Raw genomic sequence first — 19897 nt, forward strand, 5'->3', positions numbered from 1 at the left:
AATATTATCTATTTTGCACGTCCTTACATACCAAGCTACCAATAAACCAGCCCATGTTGACGTCCGTATTCCATCCTCTTTCTAGTTCTTCGCATTTTACTAAATCCAAGTCGTCCGCACAATCATGAATGTCTTTCAACTTGTATCTTTCATAAAGTCCCAAAGCTTCAAACCTCACAAATATCGTCGCCATTAAGAAAAATATATTTGCCGTTTCTTTAGAAAGCGCTCGCATGTTCGGGTCCGGATTATTATCTTTCGGATCATACGTATATTTCACAAGTCCACAACTATACATCTTTATCAATACTCTTTCTGTTATAATCTGGTTGGCCTCAGCTCCTGAAATCGTTCCAGGATCGTCAATCATACAGTTTGTTTGAGCGCAAAGGGATATAACCAAAAACGTATATATAACTACACTCATATACTTTCTCATTTCTGTTTTTCTTTTTTTCTAACCTTTACTTTTTTAAAGCTCATGCACAAAAAAAGCCCGGTATTTTACCGGGCAAATCCTTGCTAATCTCTACTTTTCAGTATTACATTTTACTCAAATCTTAAAACATACATTCATACACGCTTGAAAAGTAATTCCTCTACCTTCTCTAAGTCTTCTGGAGGTACTTCCACCTTTACAAGTACATCCGTTTTCGGATCAAAATATACACAAGTCACTTCTGGATTCCAAGCCGCGTCTACATACATCTTTTGACCTGTTATTCGGTTTCTCACTGCTTCACCCAACATATAACTATTTCTCATGTGACTCACCTCTTCAGATGTGTTTTCTCAAAAATTAGAGGCTAACGTTAAAACGATTTGCTTCGTGTACACGTAACGTTGCCAGTTTTTGCAAAAGTGATTCAATACATATATTTTTAGCACAAAAAAATTCCTGAACCTAATTTGTGATTTAAATATATTTTTATATTCACAAATTAATAAATATGAACTTCCTTTCTATTTTTACGTCTATCACATTTTATGACGAAACTAAAAAAAATGTGTCAATATCCAAATGAACTCATGTTCTGTTTCTGACTTGCCTTGGCTCTGGTTTCTCATCACAGAAAATCTTATCTTCGTCTTTCTCTGGAAATTCTCTCCAAAACAAGTTTTACATGTTTTCAAAATTCTAAAAGTACAATGGTCACATTTTTTGAAACTTGAGAAAAAGAAAGGACGTCCCAGTTTACGAAAATACTGGGAAAAATATTACCATATTAAAGATATGTTAGTAAACAATATCACTTGGGGTGCATCCAGAATTCATTCCGAACTTCTTTTACTTGGATACGATATCTCTCTATCTTCCGTTAAAAGGATAATTCGAAGAATTCAAAAACGAAATAATCCTTTCAAAGGCCATCTAACCACTTGGTTAAACCTAATTTATCAAATCAAAGAATATACAGTTGCAACTGATTTTTGTAGAATTCAAACCATTTACGGAACTACTCTTTATTCTCTCAGCTTCATTCATATCGCGTCCAGAAAGATTGTGCATCTAAATATCACTACCAATCCTACAAGAGACTGGGTTTTGAAACAAATTCAAGAAGCTAAATCGCTTTTTCCAGAATTTGCAATTTTACTTTGGGACAATGATACTTTATTTTCAGGAAGAAAGCTTTTGAATGGATTAGAATCGCTAGGAATACAATCTCTTCATACTCCAATGTCTGCACCCTGGTGCAATGGTATCATGGAACGTTGGTTCGGGTCGGTAAGGAGAGAATGTCTAAATCATATTCCGATCTTCTCTTTGGGTCATGCCCAAGCCATTACATCGGAATATGTTAATTACTACAACTTTTGGAGACCACATCTTGCTCTTAACAAAGATTCTCCCTGTGGTCGAGCTGTTACTTTTTCTTCTTATACCTCCAAAGTTATCAAACGAAAAGTCCTTGGGGGCTTACATCATATTTATATAAATGTCGAGGCTCCGTTTCAAAATGTCGCTTAACATACGTTAGTAGTCAATTTCTAAATAACTATACAAACGACGGTTTTTGGACTAGGGCACTGCTAATGTAGTAGCTACTCCTCTATATCCTTTGGTTATTAAACTCGTTAAACCACCGCTAAATAATTTTCTATCTAACAACAATACTGATCCAGGGCTTCCTGTAATAAAACTACCACCTAACAGTAAATTGTCCCTTTTCTGTATTTCTCTTTCTGCTTGGTGTCTTACTACAAAGTCAGACGCTTGTCTGGACCACAGATCTATCTTAGCTTGATCCCAGTGGTTTTGTTTACCGTATTCTTTTACACTCGCACTCGCTAGGCCTACTTGATCCCCGCTCCAAGTGCGTTAGGGGCGAATTTCTCTACGCTAGCGCTTCGAGAAAACGCGCTCTTCGCTTCAATCTGCAAAGCAACATTTCAAATTCTTCGTATATTCAAAAGTAACAATGTTTTAAATCATATTGCATTGCAGTATTTTCGCTTCGATCGCTTTCGCAGTTGTAAGTCAAAGTTTTGTCCGTTTCATGCAAAACCATTTTGTTATGGCTTCATCAGCTCCTTTTGATAATATTTTTCACCAAGGGTATTGGAGATTTCATCGATACAAGTTTTTGAATCCTCTCCGTTTCCTTTCGATTCATAGATTTCCAAAATCTCAGTCGCCACGATAATGTTATCATGATATACTTTTTTTCGATCTACTTTGAATTGGCTTCGTATCTTGTCATACGATTGGATCGGAACCTTCAAATAACCTTCTTTAAACGGAATTCCTGCTTCTTGGAAAGAAACTAGTTTTAAGTTTTTGAATATCTTCCCTCCTCGCGGACCACCTTCCAGTTCTTCCGGAATTAAAAAATAAAAACGCACTTTTTTGGGAAAGGAAATTTGAGTAAATAGCTTGTTAATAAAATTGTCTTTTGTTATAAAAGATAACTGAAAATAAATATTCTTTTCTTCTAATGTAATCGGAGAAAGAACAACTTCACCAATTCCTTTGTTCTTAGACAAATCAAAACAAGCTGAATGCATTTCGTTGTATTGAATTCCGTAAGGCGATGACTTTCCACAAGTCGACTCCGCCCATTCTTTAAGTTTTACAAAGTCCTTTGGTTTTGTTGCATTAGAATATTTTGATGCAATTTTTGGATGTTTGTAAAAACTACTGGCCCAATCCACAGCATCGCCGGGCGTTCCAGAAAAGATATCATACCAAGTGCCTTTGATTACATCCCCTTCCTTCATCTTCGGGATTTTGTACAACTCAGGGTTTCCATCTTTGCCAATACAATCTTTAACTGGATACGGATCGGCTTGTCCCCAAACCGATACACTCAATCCTAAAATAAACAATACAAAAAGCGAATATACGAACTTCATACTAATCTCCTATTTCTTCTTCCTTAAGATATATCCATATCCAAGCGAAAATTTGTCAAATGGGTAATGCACATATTGGCCCGATGTTCCTGTGCCTTTGTATTTTTTTACATTTGCATCTCCCCAAGAGTCATGTACGATATATCCTTTTGAATCATATCCAACAATTGTCACTACGTGACCGTATCCGGTAAAATCTCCTCCTGCCACCACTGCATTTCCATGTTTAATCTGGTCGATGATCCAAGGTTTTACTTTGTCCAAGGAACTTTTGGCTCGAGCTTCAAGTTTGTTATTGTACCCTCTCATCTCTTGCTCTAAGGCGAAATCAGAATCAAAGTCTTCGCGCTTTGGTATCGTCGGCTTCTTCACATCATTGTAAACGCTTCCCTTTTGTGGAATTTCAAAACCAAAATGAGACAATGCCTTCTCAGAAATCTTTTCAATGGTTATTCCACTCGGTTTGATGCCATCTGGGTTCTTTTTATTCGCAAGTGTTACACCGTATTCTTGGATTTCTCTCGCTATCATTATCTGAGAACGGCCAAAATCATGGACTTGGGCATCCGTCATCTTAAATCCAAGTCCACGCATTACAGTTCCAGGCGCCGCTGAATTACAAATCCCTGATTGATCTAAGTGATCTCCCGATTTCGGTAATTCATATATTATCTTTTTGTTATTTGCTGTTAAATCCTGGTAATACGTTTCTCTTTGAGTCGATGCCGTATATCCAAGCAACACTCGACCGCCGTCTGTTGTATTGATATAACTACGACTTTCTCCGTCTACGTTCATCGTATGTGTTTTCGTTTTACCATTCCCATCCTTCTCAAAGTGATAACCTCGCTCATTTGCAAACTTGTCCGTATAATCTACATGGAACCTAACTGAATTCGGATCACTCGGATTCAAGTGTGGTAAGTTGCCCGCAAAGTCTACATTACCTGTCCAGTTTAGATATTTGTCATATATCTTAGGATTAGTATAATACTCACCCTCTCTCTGATACTGTTTTAACTGGATATCTTTTCCGTCCGCCGTCGGCTCGATATACAAACGGTCATTTTTGTGATATTGATTACTCGCTGATTCGTAGTAATGCGGTTGTTTTCCTATCACTTTTCCTTTCTTGTCAAGAATCGGCTCTCCACCCTTTCTTATCTACGTCGAACCCTCAAAATCAAAACTTTCTCTATCTGTCGCCTGTGCTATTCTGTCAGCTATCGACGTTTTTACTTTTGCTAATACATCCCGCATTTTCTAATCATAGTTATGAACTACATAACCAATTCCGAATACATCCCCACCAACTACATACGTATGATTGTCCTCTACTTCTAAGTTATAAACTTTTGTAGGTTCTGTGTTGTAATAGTAAATTCCCGTTACGGTTCCCCAACTTCCGTCGGATCTTAATACCTGATCCCTAAGTCGAAGGTCTTCTACTTTCACCCACTGCGAGGACAAACTAGCCGTTTCTTCTGCATTACGTTTCTGCAATACAGCTCCACTTGGATTCATTACATGTTCATGAGTTGTAAAACTTCTTTCTACTCCTCTCAAATCAAACGGTTGAACTTCTTGTGCATTCTGCGTCTTACGTCTAAACGGGTGGTTCCAAGTTGTATGGATTTCTTCTTCTCCATCAAGCTCCAGAAAGAATAGTTGGGGAACCTCGTGCATGAAGACTTGAGTAACTCTTTTATTCTCAAACGTATTTGTATTCTCGTTCCAAGAACGCACTACATCACCGATTCTAATCTCTTCGATATTTGCAAACTCATAATCTTCGGAACTAAACCCGCTCAAACTTGCTCCGTTCGAAGCGCTTGATATATTAATATTTCCGTATATTTTAATATTTTTGTTTTTTAGTTTTGTTATTTTGGACCCAGACACAAAACAAGTATCTAAGTGAAAAACCCCGGCCTTATCAACCATCTTACTACCGTCGTTTGCAAATCCAAAACTCTGAGCAATATCACCTACAAGACCGGTTACAAACTTACCAAACGTAGAAGTCGCACTTTTACCTTCGTTAAATCTTACTTCAATTCCACTTCGTTCACCGGCTCGGGTTACTTCTTCCTTCCACTTCTGTAAACCCTCTGGAGTTTGAGACATTTTTTCTTTGTGTGCATTCCATTTCTCTAATAACTTCTCGGGATTCGCATTCTCCATATCGATTCCACCCTTACCGTCTCTCGGAAGCGCTGAGTCTATTTCCCTTTCTGTAAACAAAGGTTTGTCCATCTTACTACCCAAACTAATCTCTTTCATTAAAATCTCTATTTGGTTTCTTTCATGGTTCTCCGAAGAATTTTCAGCCGCTTGACCCTGATTAAATTCGTTCTGAAAGTTACTGTTAAAAGACACTGGTTCAAACCCGTGCGTATTTGTATCATACGTCAAGGTTCCGATGGTCGCTCCTTTCATACCTTGCACACTCAACCCTATCTTCCCATCATTACCAAAATCTAATGTTCCTCCGCCTCCTCTCAGTCTCTGTGGGATCGCTGTATTTCCATCACTGTTGTAAGATACAGACGCACTTGCATGGCCGGTCTTACTTGCAGATACATTAAAACTTGCATTCGCCCAGCTTTGTCCACCGATATGGTTTTTGTCGTAGCTTGCGTTCGCTGTGTAATCTCCGCTCTTAAAGTTGTAATCAAGTCCTAAGCCCAATCCGCTCGTAAAGTTTGTATTTACGTTCATTCCGAGTCCCGAGTCTTGATTGTAACTCAGTCCGAAATTTAAGTTACTCATCTTCATAGCAGATACTACTGTTTGCATCGCTTCACCTAACGCCGATGCTTTCGCTCCTGATATGTTCACTGAGAACCCGCCTCCCCAGCCTCCTTTTACCTCATGTTGACCCGTTAAGAGGTTTGCGTTTTGGTGTTTGGTATAGCTTACATATCCTGTTAAAGGCGTTCTTACTCCCATCGTCGCCGCTGAGATAACTCCGTTTACGAGGGCTGATAGTGCTCCGTTCGTTCCGTTGATACTACCTTCTACTCCCATGCTTACCGCTGTGCTTGCGGCTAACGCTAATATTTGGCCGTTCGTTAGTCCTGTCGCTACTACCGTTGACACTCCTCCTACAGAAGCTGTTGTTGTCGTTCCGGTTTGGATGGCCAATGTAGAAAGCCAACTGTTCGCCGCTCCCGATGCCGCTCCCGCTGTAAAATATATCGCTGCTGCTGCAGCCGCTACTTGTACTATCGTTTGGGCGTCTCTTAGACGTTGTTCTTTCGCTTGTTTCTTTTCTTCTTTTGCGTCTATATGATGTTTTAGTAATAATCCTAGGTTATGCGCCGCTTCCTTGTCTCCGGGTATAAAGGTTTCCCCAATCACATCAAACAACTGGTTACGCATTTCTGTTTCTATATACGATTTATTGATAATTCCTTGACCGGTTCTTGCTTTGACGTCTTCTTGTGTAATCGTATTACGCCAATCTCTCGTCTGGTCATATACACTATCTCTAAATGCAGAAGACACTACCCCTTCGCCTAACATATTTCCTACGTCTGCTAATGTAGTAGCTACTCCTCTATATCCTTTGGTTATTAAACTCGTTAAACCACCGCTAAATAATTTTCTATCTAAGAAAAGGGCTGGGTTACCACCTAACAGTAAATTGTCCCTTTTCTGTATTTCTCTTTCTGCTTGGTGTCTTACTACAAAGTCAGACGCTTGTCTGGACCACAGATCTATCTTAGCTTGATCCCAGTGGTTTTGTTTTCCGTATTCTTTTACACTCGCACTCGCTAGGCCTACTTGATCCCCGCTCCAAGTGCGTATATCGTCTTTGAGGTTCTTTAGTTTTATGTCATTGATCGCCGTTCTTAGGTTCTGATTGATTTCTCTTTCATATCTCTCTGACGTCAAACCCAAGTCCCCAGTTATATGAGCCGTTCCGTTTATTAACGCTCCTATTACTTCCCCCCGCATTCCTTCTAAATTCGCTAATCCAACCTTTAAATCACCTAACACAGAGTTTATGGAAAAAGCTCCCGATCTTCTGCCTAACTCTTCTTTGGCTTGTTTCATTTGAAAATAGTCGGCTACATATTGGGATGCAAATCCGGTAAACTCTGGGGACCAGTGTTGGCTTTCTCCATACTTCTGTACTGCAAAACCTATCATGCTGTTCTTAAATTCTTTCCAACGATTTAAAGCAGCAAGGTCATTTGTATGAGCGGTTCTCATTCCTATATCATAGATCCCGCCGCTTATCATCCCAAACGCCCTACCTTCTATCGAATCTAAATGTTTCCCAAGTCCTAAATGTCTAGATTCTAAATGATGTTTGGCACGATCCGCTTCTAAATGAGCAACTAAACCACCCGACAAAAGCGCCGCCGCGTCCGGTGGTAAATCAAACGCATTCGAAAGCGCCGTTGCTACTACGTCTTGTATTGCTTGTCTGGATTGATTCGCTACCCATTGACCCGTTTTCATTCCACCGTATAACACCGATTCGGCGTAATTCGCAATCAAGTTCGCTATTTTTACTTTGTTGTTTACGTCGTTGGCCGCTATCGACGCGTTATGATCATTTTCCATTTGAGCGTTTTTTACTTCGTTAAACAGTCCCGCTGTATATTTGTTCGAAGAAAAATACGTATTCAAGTTTCCAAACGAACCATTGACCAAATCACCGATTCCGTTTTCTTTTGAGTTAAAAATGTCTCCTAACCTAGACGCTCCCCTTCCTAATAAAAGTGCTTTAGGATCAGGAGGGGCAATCGTTACGATTCGATCACTTTCATCATAACAATAAGATCCGCTTTGAGTAGCATCCGCTCCACACTGGCTTGAATTTCCGTTATAAATATTTCTATGTGCGGTTATATTTCCTTTCGAATCAATTACTACGTTTTCGTATGTGTTTTCTGTGTATTGTCTACATCCTGCATTTGTTAGATTCTCTCCACATACGTCTTTACTGGTAATCCAATCTCCAACGGTCATTTGTTTTGTTTCACCGTCTTCATCCGTAAACATACGGATGTTTCCATTTTCGTCTAACACGTATGTGGTACTAATATCTTCCCCAGAATATTTGTCTTTTGTTGTGATCGTTTTGGTTCTTAGATGATGAGCATCTATCAAGGCTTGTTGACCGTTTTGACTAAACTGTCTTTCGTTTCTCATCGACTCGGCCACATTTTGCATATAACCTAAAATGTTATCCATCAATGCATTGTTAGTAGATGACAACAAAGTCAAGTTAGACACTCCCGTAATCGCCCTACTCATACTCGATCCGAAAGTACTTAACAAATTGAAATTGGGAACCCCTCTATTAGCATCTCTATCTAAGTTTTCTAATATATCTCCCCCGTACGAATTAAACTTTCTGATCTCTAAAGGTTTTATCCCTGAATCCAACTGGCCTTTATTTAACCCCGCCAACACTTGCCCAGTCAGTTGCCCGTAGTTACTTTGTCCTTGTCCGTTTTTTAATGCGTTGGAAGCGGCATCAAAAGCGTTTTGTGCTTGTTGTTGTAATTGACCCATTTGTGCCAGCCAACTCGATTCATGATCTTGTAAATCTTGAACACCCGCATTGTATGCGTTTTGTGCGTCCGTTAACGCGGTTTGCATTTGTGTTTGCCAATTCGCATACTGTGCGTTATACGAAGCTACTTGTGCGGTCCAGTTTGTAACCGAAGGCATAACGTTTGTCATCCAGTCGTGTTGAAAACCTTGTAACTGTAAAACTAAATCTTGATAAGTGGATACGTTCGCATACGCGTTGTTATTCGTTACCGTAAAAGACAACTCTATCCAAGCGTAGTCTTGGTAGTGTTCTATATCCGCTAAAAACGGAACACCAGCCCAAACTCCCAATTCTCTAGCTATATAACGGTTAAAGTCATATCCTCTTTGGGAAAAAGTATCATTGGCTCCATAAATTCCAGGATCAGGATGAAATATATCCCCGGAATGGCATCCCAATGGGTCCGGACAATATTGGTTCGGTCCTCCGTTTGGATGAGGGTCATTATCCTCATTCATAAAGGCTCTTAAATCCGCTTGATTGATTCCTGTAATCGTCATCCCAGGACCTAACCCATTCGGTCCAAACAGTCCCGCTAAATACGATCCGTCTCCGATCATGCTACTTTCATACGCGTTCATAATCCAGTTCGCTAGTTCTGTCTGAGAAATCTGACCCGTAATCAATTGTATGATCTTTTTCCCAAGTCCACCGGCTCCTTCCGTAAATCCTCCGTTAAATAACTCATTTATCGAAACTTCCGCCGTAGTTAAACTAGCGCTTCCGCTAAAATGGTTAAAACTCATCCCACCATAAGCAGTATGATAATTCAGTGCCTGATTGTCGTAAGGTCCTGTTCCTTGACCATACGTATACGTATGGCTCGCACCTCCTCCGTTCTGATAATTGATTGCACTTTGTAACGCACCTTGAGTCGCAAGTAACTCATTGTGTAAAAAGTTACTCATTAAACTAGAAGCATATAGAAAGCTTGCTTCCATTTCTTGCACTTGACAGGTATGTCCGGCCTGACAAGTCACACAGCGGCTATCGCCTACAGTACAACTATTTGCAAAATAAGAACCGGTCATCGACGCAGGATTTGTATTATCTACAACCGCGCTATAACAAGTATGTCCAGCGGCACAAGTGGTTCCAGCTACAAAGCTGTTGCTCGTTATATCATATAAACCTTTTATACAACTCGTTCCTGTATTTAAGCAGTTAGAGTTATAGCTAAGCATTGTACCGCTGCTGTAATCAAATATAGCCGGCATTATAAATCCGTCTTGCATTGCATTTACTACGTTATTGATTACGTTCTGAAATGCTCTACCGTCCGCGTTTAATCCCGTTCTGATAATCAAACTCTCTCTTTGACTTCCATCACAGATATGTCCACCCGGACAACCCGCTTGTACATAACTGCTAGTATTATTATCATATAATACGTTTGCACATACATGCCCTACAGGACAATTCCCTGCTGTATAAAACTGACTCGTTACCGTATCGTATTGATAGGTAACGCACACATGGCCGCCGGGACAACTTCCTTGTACATAACTGTTTGTATTATTGTCATACACAACACTCATCGTGTTCCAAAATAAACCGTTCGAGTTTAAAAACGATTGGTATCCTTCTAAACTAGACAAGATCTGATCTTTAGTTCCTGCTTGAGATTGTTGTATCTGTGCCAAATGAGCCTGATACTGTAATTCCGTCTGATTGATTTGATTGATTAAGTTCTGATATTTTTCTGTCAGTCCAGCAAGTGCTTGTTGGTACGTTTGTAAACCGCTTTGTAAATTATTCTGAAAGTCATTCCACCACTGACCTTCTAATCCTTCTAAGGTTTGTTGACCGCTGTTTAAAACCGTCTGGCTCAAAGAGCCGTTCATATTTAAGTTTAGCCCGTTACCACTTACAAAAGAATCCCATTGACTCTGAAACTGTGAAGTCGAGTTTTGAACCGCATTGGAGTTTGCTCCATATTTCTGTGACAAGTATTGACTTCTTTCTTGTAAAATCTCTGCTTCTACCGCCGTCTGCCACACAATCAATTGTTCCGACGCCTTACTTTGTAAGGAATTATATACGTAGGTTTGATATTCTTGAACAGATGCGTAGTGATCACTCGTTGTAATCGAGTTCACCATCATAGTAATCTGAGCTTGCACCTGTGCTTCCCACTGAGTCTGTAAAATACTCACACCCTGAAATACAAACAAATCCCAGTTTCCTACCGTTTGCATTCCATTGGCGACATTAAAAGTCTGGTCCATAGACGTTGCGTTAAACACGGGTGTATTTAGGTTTGGAACCACGACAGGCGGGGCGTATAACGCGCTATAGGTACACAATAGTATTACGGTAATTATATGCTTTAAAATGTCTATTTTCATTGTTACGCCCTTATATGTTATATTTTTCAATGATTTCGCTTTTTTAGCGCCTTAACCAAATTCTTCTTTTCAAAGTTTCACCTTGTTTTTTCTATGAATGGTTCGAAAAATTACAAATGATCCAATTGTTTATAAATAAAACTATTTGTGATTTTATATGTTAAATATATTCACAAAACGCAACATCTGACTTTTTTTACTTCTTGTCTACTTTATTTTCTAGGCACTAGTTAAAAACTAATGAGAAGTAATTTTACAAATGGACAGTTAAGAAAATTAGAGAATATATATAGCAGCAGCAAATTTTGAATGACAAATTCAAGTCGATTCTTCCTTTTACTGATCCCTACAAAATTATCGCTTAACGTAAGTTCAGCGTAAGAACAAAGTCTCGATCTAAATCATGGTTTCGGGCCTTGAAGACGCCCGGAGAGAGTTCTTTTGAAATTTTCTTTGGTTTAGAATTGCCGTTATATGATGCTTTTTTTAAAAATTGGAATTTGCAGTTCGATTTCTAAATTTGTGGGAACTACTGCAAATCGTAGTTTTACGGTAAAACCTTGAAACGCGGGAACGATTACAGTTTATTATATTGTTTAAAGAATGATCGCGTTTAATTCTTTGAAGTTTTGGGTAGGCTCTTAGATAACTCTAACCACTCGATGATTTTACAAAAAATCCATCGGGGTTCTTTAGAGTTTTGTTTTTTAATTTTTACTAATATTCTAATCTTTTTATCTTTATTTTAAAAACACCGTTTTTAACATTTACCCAATCCATTATTTAAATACACCTCTCAAACACGCCCGCTTCTTTAAAAAGTGGGCCTTTTTGAGGGTTACATATTACGAGAATACTAGCTAAATACGGAAGGTTTTCCGACTAAGACAATTCTTCTTTTATTTGTTACTAACAGCCAGGACCTTCGCATGCTCCATCTTGTTTACGAAGTGTTTCGCTTAGCTCTTCATCCGCAGCATATTGAGCTTCACACTCTTCTAATGTCTTAAAACGACCATGACGGGCTTTGGCAATACTCTCATTTCCATACGCAAGATCTATTCGACCAATTTCCCCAGACGATTTTGGATCACTTGGTATTACCATATTAGCTTTAGCAGTCAGCATATCCATTGTACCTTCTCTTACAGGAAACTCCCCCCAGAGATTTAGTTGAACAATACCTTCTTTTCCTTCATAATTAAAAATGTATTCTCTTAGAGTTTTGGTTTTAACTTGCATTTTATAAGTTTTTGCATTTTTGTAAAACTTCACCAATGCAAAGCCTTCACTCGGTTTGAAATCTAAACATGCACTATCAAAACTCCTAACATTAGAGGGATCAATTAGAAAAGCAAAACCATTACTACCAAGTTGATATACTGAATTTATAGATTCTGAAATAAGTTTATCTTTTTGACTATCTAGTTCTTTTTCCAATTCTTCTTTGCTCTTTTTACAGCCATTTAAAGAAATCAAAAACAAAGTAATAACTGTTACAATTTTAATTTTGTTCATAACTATTACTTTGTTGCGTTACTAACAACCAGGACCTTCACATGCTCCATCTTGTTTACGAAGTGTTTCGCTTAGTTCTTCATCCGCAGATATTTGAGCCTCACATTCTTCTAATGTTTTAAAACGACCATGACGCGATCTCGCTACACTATCACTACCGTAGATTAAATCCATTCTACCAACATCATTATATACTTTAGAATCACCCTTAAAAGAAAGAGAAACAGTCGAAGTTAAAAATCCCATAGAACCTTCTTTTACAGGATAATCACCTGTTACTTCTAATTTCATACTGGCTTCTCGATCGCTGTAATTTAATTTGTATTCTAACTCATTAATAGCTTCAACACGAACTTCATAACGATTAGGAAAATTATAATATTTTATAATTGCTCGATTTTCATTAGGTTTGAAATCTAAACAAGCCCAAGCAACCTTTTTATAATTCTCTGGATCAACCAAAAGAGCAAAAGTAGAGCCGCCGCCCATCTCATAAACCATAGTTATTGAATTAAGAACGTCTTTTTTTAAACTTTCTTTCTTTTCTCTTTCAATTTCTTCTTTGCTCTTTTTACAACCAGTTAAAGAAATCAGAAACAAAGTAATAACTGTTACAATTTTAATCTTCTTCATAACTATTACTTTGTTGCGTTACTAACAGCCAGGACCTTCGCACGTAGACTTTTGTTCTCGCAAGGACTCATTTAATTCATCGTTCTTAACATATCCCTCTTCACATTCCGAAATAGAATTAAACCTTCCATGATGCGAATCAGAATTACTATCTCCTTGACCATCGTATGCTATATCTATATCATTAATAGCGGCAGATTTTTTTTTGTTTGGCAAATCAAACAAACGTAGTTCCGCACTCAAAACATCAATGACACCTGAAACCCTACCAGGCAACTGACCTTTTAAATTTAGTTTTAAGTTCGCTTGTTTAGCTTGATATATTAGAATATACTCTAACTCATTTTTTGTTTTTACTTCGAGATTGTAAACTTCTGGATGTTTATAAAACTTAACAGAAGCTCTTCCTTCCTTAGGCCTGAATTCAAAACAAGCAGGTTCCTCTTTCATGGATTCCGCATTTTCATCCAATAGAAAAACTAAATTATTTATAAATATTCCATATACCATATTTATGGAAGAATTAACGACCTCTAATTTCTTCTTTTCTTCCTCTTTAGCCAATTCTTCTTGACTCTTTTTACAACCAGTTAAACCGATAACGACAATCATTAAGAATATTAATTTTTTATAATTCTTTTCCATTTCCTTCCTCATTATTTGTAAACTCTAAATATCCGCAAAGACTTCCAAGCTTCTTGGGGAATTGGAAAGTTATGTTTAAGATACTTTTTGGTTCCTTCGTTATCATAATATGTAACGACTTCCCCTGTATGATTCAAGTAAACAAACTCTCCTTTCGAATTCATCGAAATTTCATAATAATGGTTTGGACCAGGTTTAGAGTTGTTTCCCTTGTTCACATCCGTATCCGCCCATACTTGAATCGCTTGGCCTGGTTTCATATTCGCTGTAACTTCTTGAATATAATCATGGCTCAATGGTTCTCCTGTATATTCATTAGAAGCATCAAAGCCATCGGGAATGCCATCTTGACCTTTCGGTGGATATTGATCGTCATATCCTTTTAAATATCCATTGTCCCATACAAGTCCCTTCGTCTGACCCGTTCCCGGACGAATATCTCCCATCTCTACTTTATTCATAAAATATTCACCAAAGCTCGCATCCATTCTGCCATTCACTCTGTTCTGTAAATAGTTTGTATCGGCTCTACAAATCGCCGCCTTCGTCTGCTTCGCTATCTCACTCGATGACACATTGTATTCGCCCTTACTGTTCTTGCCAAAGATTAAATTAGAAGACTTCTCAAATTCTTCCATCCGATGGCGTCTTTCCAGCTCCACTGCATACATTTTGTTGCTTTCAGACGCTATCTTCTTTTCCATATCTTTTTGGAACGATTTTCTTTCCTTGTCAGACATTCCCTCTTTCTGCAATCCAGTTTTTAACTCCACATTCAACTCATGCAAATTCTCTTTGTGTGTCGCTATTCTCTCATTCCAAGGTGCTAAGTTCGGTGTATATCCTTTTCCATCCGGATATTTGGATCGCATATATTCAATTACTACCTTCACTGGAATTTCCATTCCATCCGGTTTCTTCGTACTGTTCTGTCCGTTAAACTCAGGTTCTGCAAAGGTCGCTAAAAACTCATCACTTCCATGTTTAATCGCATTGCCGTTCTCATCCGTATAACTGTTTCTAAATGTTCTGTCAGCAATTCGGTTGTAAACCGCCATCTCTGCTTTCACCTTTACATCTATTTGAGCTGGTGTCAGTTTTGATTTCTTGTCGTTTGCATATTCGGTCCTAAGACTTTGTTCGTAATCATTTTTTACTTTATCAACTATATTGTTCGCTAACTTCGTATCTACCGGATCAAATGGTAATTTCTTACTTCCTCCGTCTCGCACCAACTTATCTGGTTGTAAAAATACTTCTTCTCCTCTCGTATTAAAGTATTTTGTTTTTTCTCCGCTCAAAGTGTTCGCCATAAACTCACCTAACTGGCCTTTCCACTTGATCTTTTGTTCTATCAAACCGTCTTTTGTAATCCGGATATATTCTTTCGTTCCTTTGTCGTCGTAGTCTCTTACAAATACAGCGACTCCTTCACCTTCTCCGTTTACCTTCTTGTAAGTTTTGTCGCCCCATTTGATTTCTGCTTTCTCACCCATCTTTTTGTGGTCTTTGTAAGCCTTTTCTACTTCGGCGCCCGATAAAAACTTATCTTTCTGATCTACTATGTAATTGTGGACTACGTAACCAATTCCTAATACATCCCCACCGACTACGTAGGTATGATTGTCTTCTACTTCTAAGTTGTAAACTTTCGTAGGTTCTGTGTTGTAGTAGTAGATTCCCGTTACAGTTCCCCAACTTCCATCCGATCTTAATACTTGGTCTTTCAATTTCAGGTCTTCTACTTTCACCCATTCACTTTGAGGGGTTAGGGAATAGTTACCAGTTGCAAGGATTTTAGAGACGTTAGGAGCTAATTGATTAGGGGTTAGGTGGGACGTTTCTGTTACATCTCTATTTTCTAATGCAACATTTCTGAAATGTTCTACAGAATGATTTTCAAACCCTCTTTCTACTCCATAGCCTGCACTTTGTCTTTCATTTCTATTCGGTTCCGACTCTTGGGTCGCTCTATATCTTCTAAACGGGTGGTTCCAAGTTGTATGAATCTCTTCTTCTCCATCTAACTCCAGGAAGAATAGTTGTGGAACCTCGTGTACGAACGTCTCGGTAACTCTTTTGTTCTCAAAAGTATTCGTATTCTCATTCCAAGAACGGACTACATCACCGATTCTAATTTCTTCGATATTTGCAAACTCATAATCTTCGGAATTAAACCCGCTCAAATTAGCTCCGTTCGAAGTGCTTGATATATTAGTATTTCCGTATATTTTAATATTTTTGTTTTTTAGTTTTGTTACTTTGGACCCGGCCACAAAACAAGTATCTAAGTGAAACACCCCGGCTTTATCAATCATCTTAGATCCGTCGTTTGCAAATCCAAAACTCTGAGCTACGTCTCCCATCAGTCCAGTTACAAACTTACCAAAAGTAGAAGTCGCACTCTTACCGTCGTTAAACTTGACTTCAATTCCAGATCTTTCACCAGCCTTACTTACTTCGTCCTTCCACTTCTGTAAACCCTCTGGGGTCTTTGACCTTGCCTCTTTGTGTGCATTCCATTTGTCTAATAATTTCTCTGGGTTCGCCTTCTCCATATCGAGGTTACCATGTTCGTCTTTCGGCAGTGCTGCGTCTATCTCCGCTTGTGTAAACAACGGCTTGTCCATCTTCGTTCCTAAACTTAGCTCTTTCATCAATATCTCCATCTGGCCCTTTTGATGATTGTAGGCCGCGTTCTCTGCTGCTTGACCCTGATTAAACTCGTTTTGATAATTATTGTTTAATGTAAGTGGTTGGAACCCGTGTGTATTCGTATCGTAGGTTAGTGTTCCGACTGTCGCTCCTCTCATTGCTTGGACACTTAAGCCGATCAATCCATCATTACCAAAATCTAATGTCGCTCCACTACCTCGTAACGCTTGCGGAATCGCCGTATTTCCATCGGTGTTGTAAGATACAGACGCACTCGCATGACCATTCTTACTCGCTGAGATCCCAAGGCTCGCATTCGCCCAATCCTTACCGCCTACCTTGTCAAAATCGTAGCTTGCGTTGGCTGTGTAGTCTCCGCTTTTAAAGTTGTAGTCTAAACCAAGTCCAAGTTTGTTCGTAAAGTTCGCATTTACGTTCATTCCGAGTCCCGCATCTCGATTGTAACTGAAGCCCAAACTTAAATTACTCATCTTCATTGCAGCAGCAAATGCTTGCATCGCTTCACCTACTGGCAACGCTTTGGATCCTGCAATGTTGCCGCTAATTCCACCTCCCCAACCGCCTTTTACTTCATGTTGACCCGTTAAGAGGTTCGCATTTTGGTGTTTGGTGTAGGTTACATATCCTGTTACAGGTGTTTTAATTCCCATCGTCGCTGCCGAGATCAGTCCGTTTGCTAACGCAGCGACTGCCCCATTCGTTCCGTTGATACTGCCTTCTACTCCCATGCTTACGGCTGTGCTTATCGCAAGGGCTGCGATTTGTCCGTAGGTTAAGGTGGCCGTTGTTCCCGCTATAGTTGTGCTCACCGCCGTCGTGGTTAACCCACTCAACCACGTTCCCGCCAAAGGTCCAGTGGTCCCCGCCGAACAAGCTACCATCGCCGCAGCCGCCGCTACTTGTACTACGGTTTGTGCATCTCTCAATCTTTGTTCTTTGGCGGCTTTCTTCGCTTCTTTCTGATCTATATGATATTTTAGTAATAAACCTAAGTTATGCGCCGCTTCTTTGTCTCCGGGCATCAACGTTTGGCCAATTATATCAAACAATTGGTTACGCATCTCGCTCTCTATATGAGCCTTGTTGATAATCCCCTGTTGGGTCCTTGCTTTTACATCCTCTTGAGTGACTATGTTTTTCCAATCTTTTGTCTGGTCATATACACTATTTCTAAATGAGGAAGACACGACTCCTTCGCCTAACAAGTTCCCTGCGTCAGCGATCGTAGTCATTATTCCTTTAACTCCTTTCGTTACTAAACTAGTAAGTCCTCCGCTAAACAATTTGTTGTCTAAGAACATAAACGCCGATACCGGATTTGTGAGCGCCGTCAGTCCAATGGCGTCGTTACGTTTGTGTAAGTCCCTCTCCGCTTGTTTTCTTACCACAAAGTCAGACGCTTGTTGGGACCACATTTCTACCGTCGCTTGATCCCAGTGGTTCACCCTTCCGTATTCTTTTACGCTCGCGCTTGCAAGTCCCACTTGGTCAGCGTCCCAAGTCCTTATACTATCCTTATATCCCTTTAACTTTATATCATTTATGGACGTTCTTACTTGTTGATTGATCTCTTTTTCATATCTCTCAGACGTCAGTCCCAAATCTCCGGATAGATGGGTCATTCCGTTGACCCCGGCTCCTATTACTTCACCTAACGCTCCACCTATATTAGCAATTGCTAATTTTAATTCTCCCGCAATCGAGTTTAAAGAAAAAGCCGCTCCATTACGTCCAAGCTCTGCCTTCGCTTCTTTCATCTCTATGTAGTCCATAGCATATTGAGATGCAAAGCTTGTAAATTCTGGGGACCAGTGTTGTTGTTCTCCTATCTTCTGAACTGCAAAACCATACATACTGGTCTTAAATTCTTTCCATTTGTGCATAGAATCCAAATTGTTTCCGTAAGAATCCAGTGTGGATTTTGATAAAGCACCAACACCCGGGGCAATAACCACGTCTAAGATCGGTCCCGCAGCATGTATGAGCGCACTTTCAAATCCTTCCAATCCTAAATCATTAAATGCACTATGAACCGCTTTACCGATTCCTAAATTACGATTTCCTAAATCGTGTTTCGCTTTGCTTGCTTCCATATGTGCCATCAATCCACCGGAGAGAAAGGCCGCTACATCCGGAGGAAGATCAAACGTGTTTACAAGTACCGTAGAAATTACGTCTTGTACCGCTTGGTTCGCCTGTTTAGTAACCCAACTCCCAGTCGACATTCCACCCAATAACACAGCTTGTGCGTAATCTACGATCAAGTTCGCAATCTTTACTTTGTTGCTTACGTCTTGAGATGCTATCGACGCGTTCATATCGTTCAGGTTTTGCGCCGTGATCACTTCGTGGAATAAGTCCGCAGTATATTTGTTAGACGATAAATATGTACCTACATTTTGGAACGTCGTATTAACTAACTCCCCGATTCCGTTGTCTCTTCCGTCAAAAATGTCTCCTAACCTGGACGCACCTCTTCCCAACAAAAGCGCTTTTGGATTCGGAGGTGCAATCGTAACCACTCTATCGTCTTCGTTATAACAGTACGAACTTGCCTGTGCAAAATCCGCACCACATTGACTTGTAGTTCCGTTGTAAATTTTTCTATTTGCAGTAATTTTTCCATCCGCGCCAATTGCAACGCTGTCGTATTTGTTTTCTATGTATTGATTACAGTTGCCGTTCATTAAATTTTTTCCACAGCCTTCGTCGCTTTGAATCCAATCTCCAACGGTCATCTGTTTTTCTACACCGTCCTCGTCTTTAAACGTACGGATATTTCCGTTTTCGTCTAACACGTATGTGGTGGATATGTCTTCCCCCGAATATTTGTCCTTGGTTTTGATAGTCTTGGTTTTGAGCCCGTGCGCTTCCATCAGGTCCTGTTGACCGTTTTGCGTAAACTGCTTCTCGTTCCGCATCGAGTCAGCTACTCCCTGCATGTAACCAAGAATGTTGTCCATCAAAGCATTGTTAGTTGATGACAACAAAGTCAAATTAGACACTCCCGTAATCGCCCTGCTCATACTCGAACCGAACGAACTTAACAATGAAAAATTAGGAATTCCTCTATCTGCGTTTCTATCTAAGTTATTTAGAATATTCGAAAATCCGTCACCATACTGCATCGTGTCCGTCGAAT

General features: G+C 39.5%; 10 protein-coding genes and 1 pseudogene. 1 reads left to right on the forward strand and 10 read right to left on the reverse strand.

The genetic code is table 11. The features are described from left to right. Positions 1-4: 4 nt before the first annotated feature. Entirely contained in the window at positions 5-439 is a 435-nt protein-coding gene (locus BW942_RS08425) for a hypothetical protein (protein ID WP_001233909.1), read from the reverse strand. Between the two features lie 134 nt (positions 440-573). After that, the gene (locus tag BW942_RS08430) at positions 574-765 is read right to left on the reverse strand and encodes a hypothetical protein (RefSeq protein WP_001246227.1); all 192 of its coding nucleotides are present in this window, start codon (positions 763-765) and stop codon (positions 574-576) included. Between the two features lie 256 nt (positions 766-1021). Here BW942_RS08430 and BW942_RS08435 point away from each other — a divergent pair, with 256 nt between their 5' ends. Beyond that, positions 1022-1972, forward strand: a complete 951-nt coding sequence (locus BW942_RS08435) for an integrase core domain-containing protein (RefSeq protein WP_001083434.1) — start codon at positions 1022-1024, stop codon at positions 1970-1972. A gap of 60 nt (positions 1973-2032) precedes the next feature. Here the strand turns inward: BW942_RS08435 and BW942_RS08440 are convergent. The 8 genes and pseudogenes from BW942_RS08440 to BW942_RS08475 all read right to left on the reverse strand — a co-directional run. Beyond that, positions 2033-2323: pseudogene (locus tag BW942_RS08440) on the reverse strand (TIGR04388 family protein); the annotation flags it as partial. A gap of 194 nt (positions 2324-2517) precedes the next feature. After that, positions 2518-3357 (reverse strand): hypothetical protein, encoded by an 840-nt coding sequence (locus BW942_RS08445; RefSeq protein ID WP_000674082.1) that lies wholly within the window; start codon positions 3355-3357, stop codon positions 2518-2520. Positions 3358-3366: 9 nt separating this feature from the next. Beyond that, on the reverse strand, positions 3367-4479 hold the full coding sequence (locus tag BW942_RS21700) for a C39 family peptidase (protein ID WP_017861790.1): 1113 nt from the start codon (positions 4477-4479) through the stop codon (positions 3367-3369). Positions 4480-4620: 141 nt separating this feature from the next. Then, positions 4621-11283 (reverse strand): TIGR04388 family protein, encoded by a 6663-nt coding sequence (locus BW942_RS08455; RefSeq protein ID WP_082279638.1) that lies wholly within the window; start codon positions 11281-11283, stop codon positions 4621-4623. A 909-nt stretch (positions 11284-12192) separates the two neighbouring features. After that, positions 12193-12801, reverse strand: coding sequence for a lipoprotein, tandem type (locus BW942_RS08460; protein WP_001033571.1), 609 nt, complete (start codon positions 12799-12801; stop codon positions 12193-12195). Between the two features lie 21 nt (positions 12802-12822). Then, the gene (locus BW942_RS08465) at positions 12823-13434 is read right to left on the reverse strand and encodes a lipoprotein, tandem type (protein ID WP_000721317.1); all 612 of its coding nucleotides are present in this window, start codon (positions 13432-13434) and stop codon (positions 12823-12825) included. Between the two features lie 21 nt (positions 13435-13455). Beyond that, positions 13456-14091 (reverse strand): lipoprotein, tandem type, encoded by a 636-nt coding sequence (locus BW942_RS08470; RefSeq protein ID WP_001224416.1) that lies wholly within the window; start codon positions 14089-14091, stop codon positions 13456-13458. Next, the coding region (locus BW942_RS08475; protein ID WP_082279639.1) for a TIGR04388 family protein at positions 14091-19897 on the reverse strand (5807 nt) is incomplete at its 5' end. The genes BW942_RS08470 and BW942_RS08475, both read right to left, overlap by 1 nt.

Origin of the sequence: Leptospira interrogans (assembly GCF_900156205.1) — a bacterium.
Lineage (GTDB): Bacteria > Spirochaetota > Leptospiria > Leptospirales > Leptospiraceae > Leptospira > Leptospira interrogans.

What these genes read in the sequence shown, in the direction of transcription:
- BW942_RS08425 (WP_001233909.1), bottom strand. Translation starts at nt 439, where the DNA reads ATGAGAAAGTATATGAGTGTAGTTATATATACGTTTTTGGTTATATCC.
- BW942_RS08430 (WP_001246227.1), bottom strand. Translation starts at nt 765, where the DNA reads ATGAGAAATAGTTATATGTTGGGTGAAGCAGTGAGAAACCGAATAACA.
- BW942_RS08435 (WP_001083434.1), top strand. Translation starts at nt 1,022, where the DNA reads ATGAACTCATGTTCTGTTTCTGACTTGCCTTGGCTCTGGTTTCTCATC.
- BW942_RS08445 (WP_000674082.1), bottom strand. Translation starts at nt 3,357, where the DNA reads ATGAAGTTCGTATATTCGCTTTTTGTATTGTTTATTTTAGGATTGAGT.
- BW942_RS08455 (WP_082279638.1), bottom strand. Translation starts at nt 11,283, where the DNA reads ATGAAAATAGACATTTTAAAGCATATAATTACCGTAATACTATTGTGT.
- BW942_RS08460 (WP_001033571.1), bottom strand. Translation starts at nt 12,801, where the DNA reads ATGAACAAAATTAAAATTGTAACAGTTATTACTTTGTTTTTGATTTCT.
- BW942_RS08465 (WP_000721317.1), bottom strand. Translation starts at nt 13,434, where the DNA reads ATGAAGAAGATTAAAATTGTAACAGTTATTACTTTGTTTCTGATTTCT.
- BW942_RS08470 (WP_001224416.1), bottom strand. Translation starts at nt 14,091, where the DNA reads ATGAGGAAGGAAATGGAAAAGAATTATAAAAAATTAATATTCTTAATG.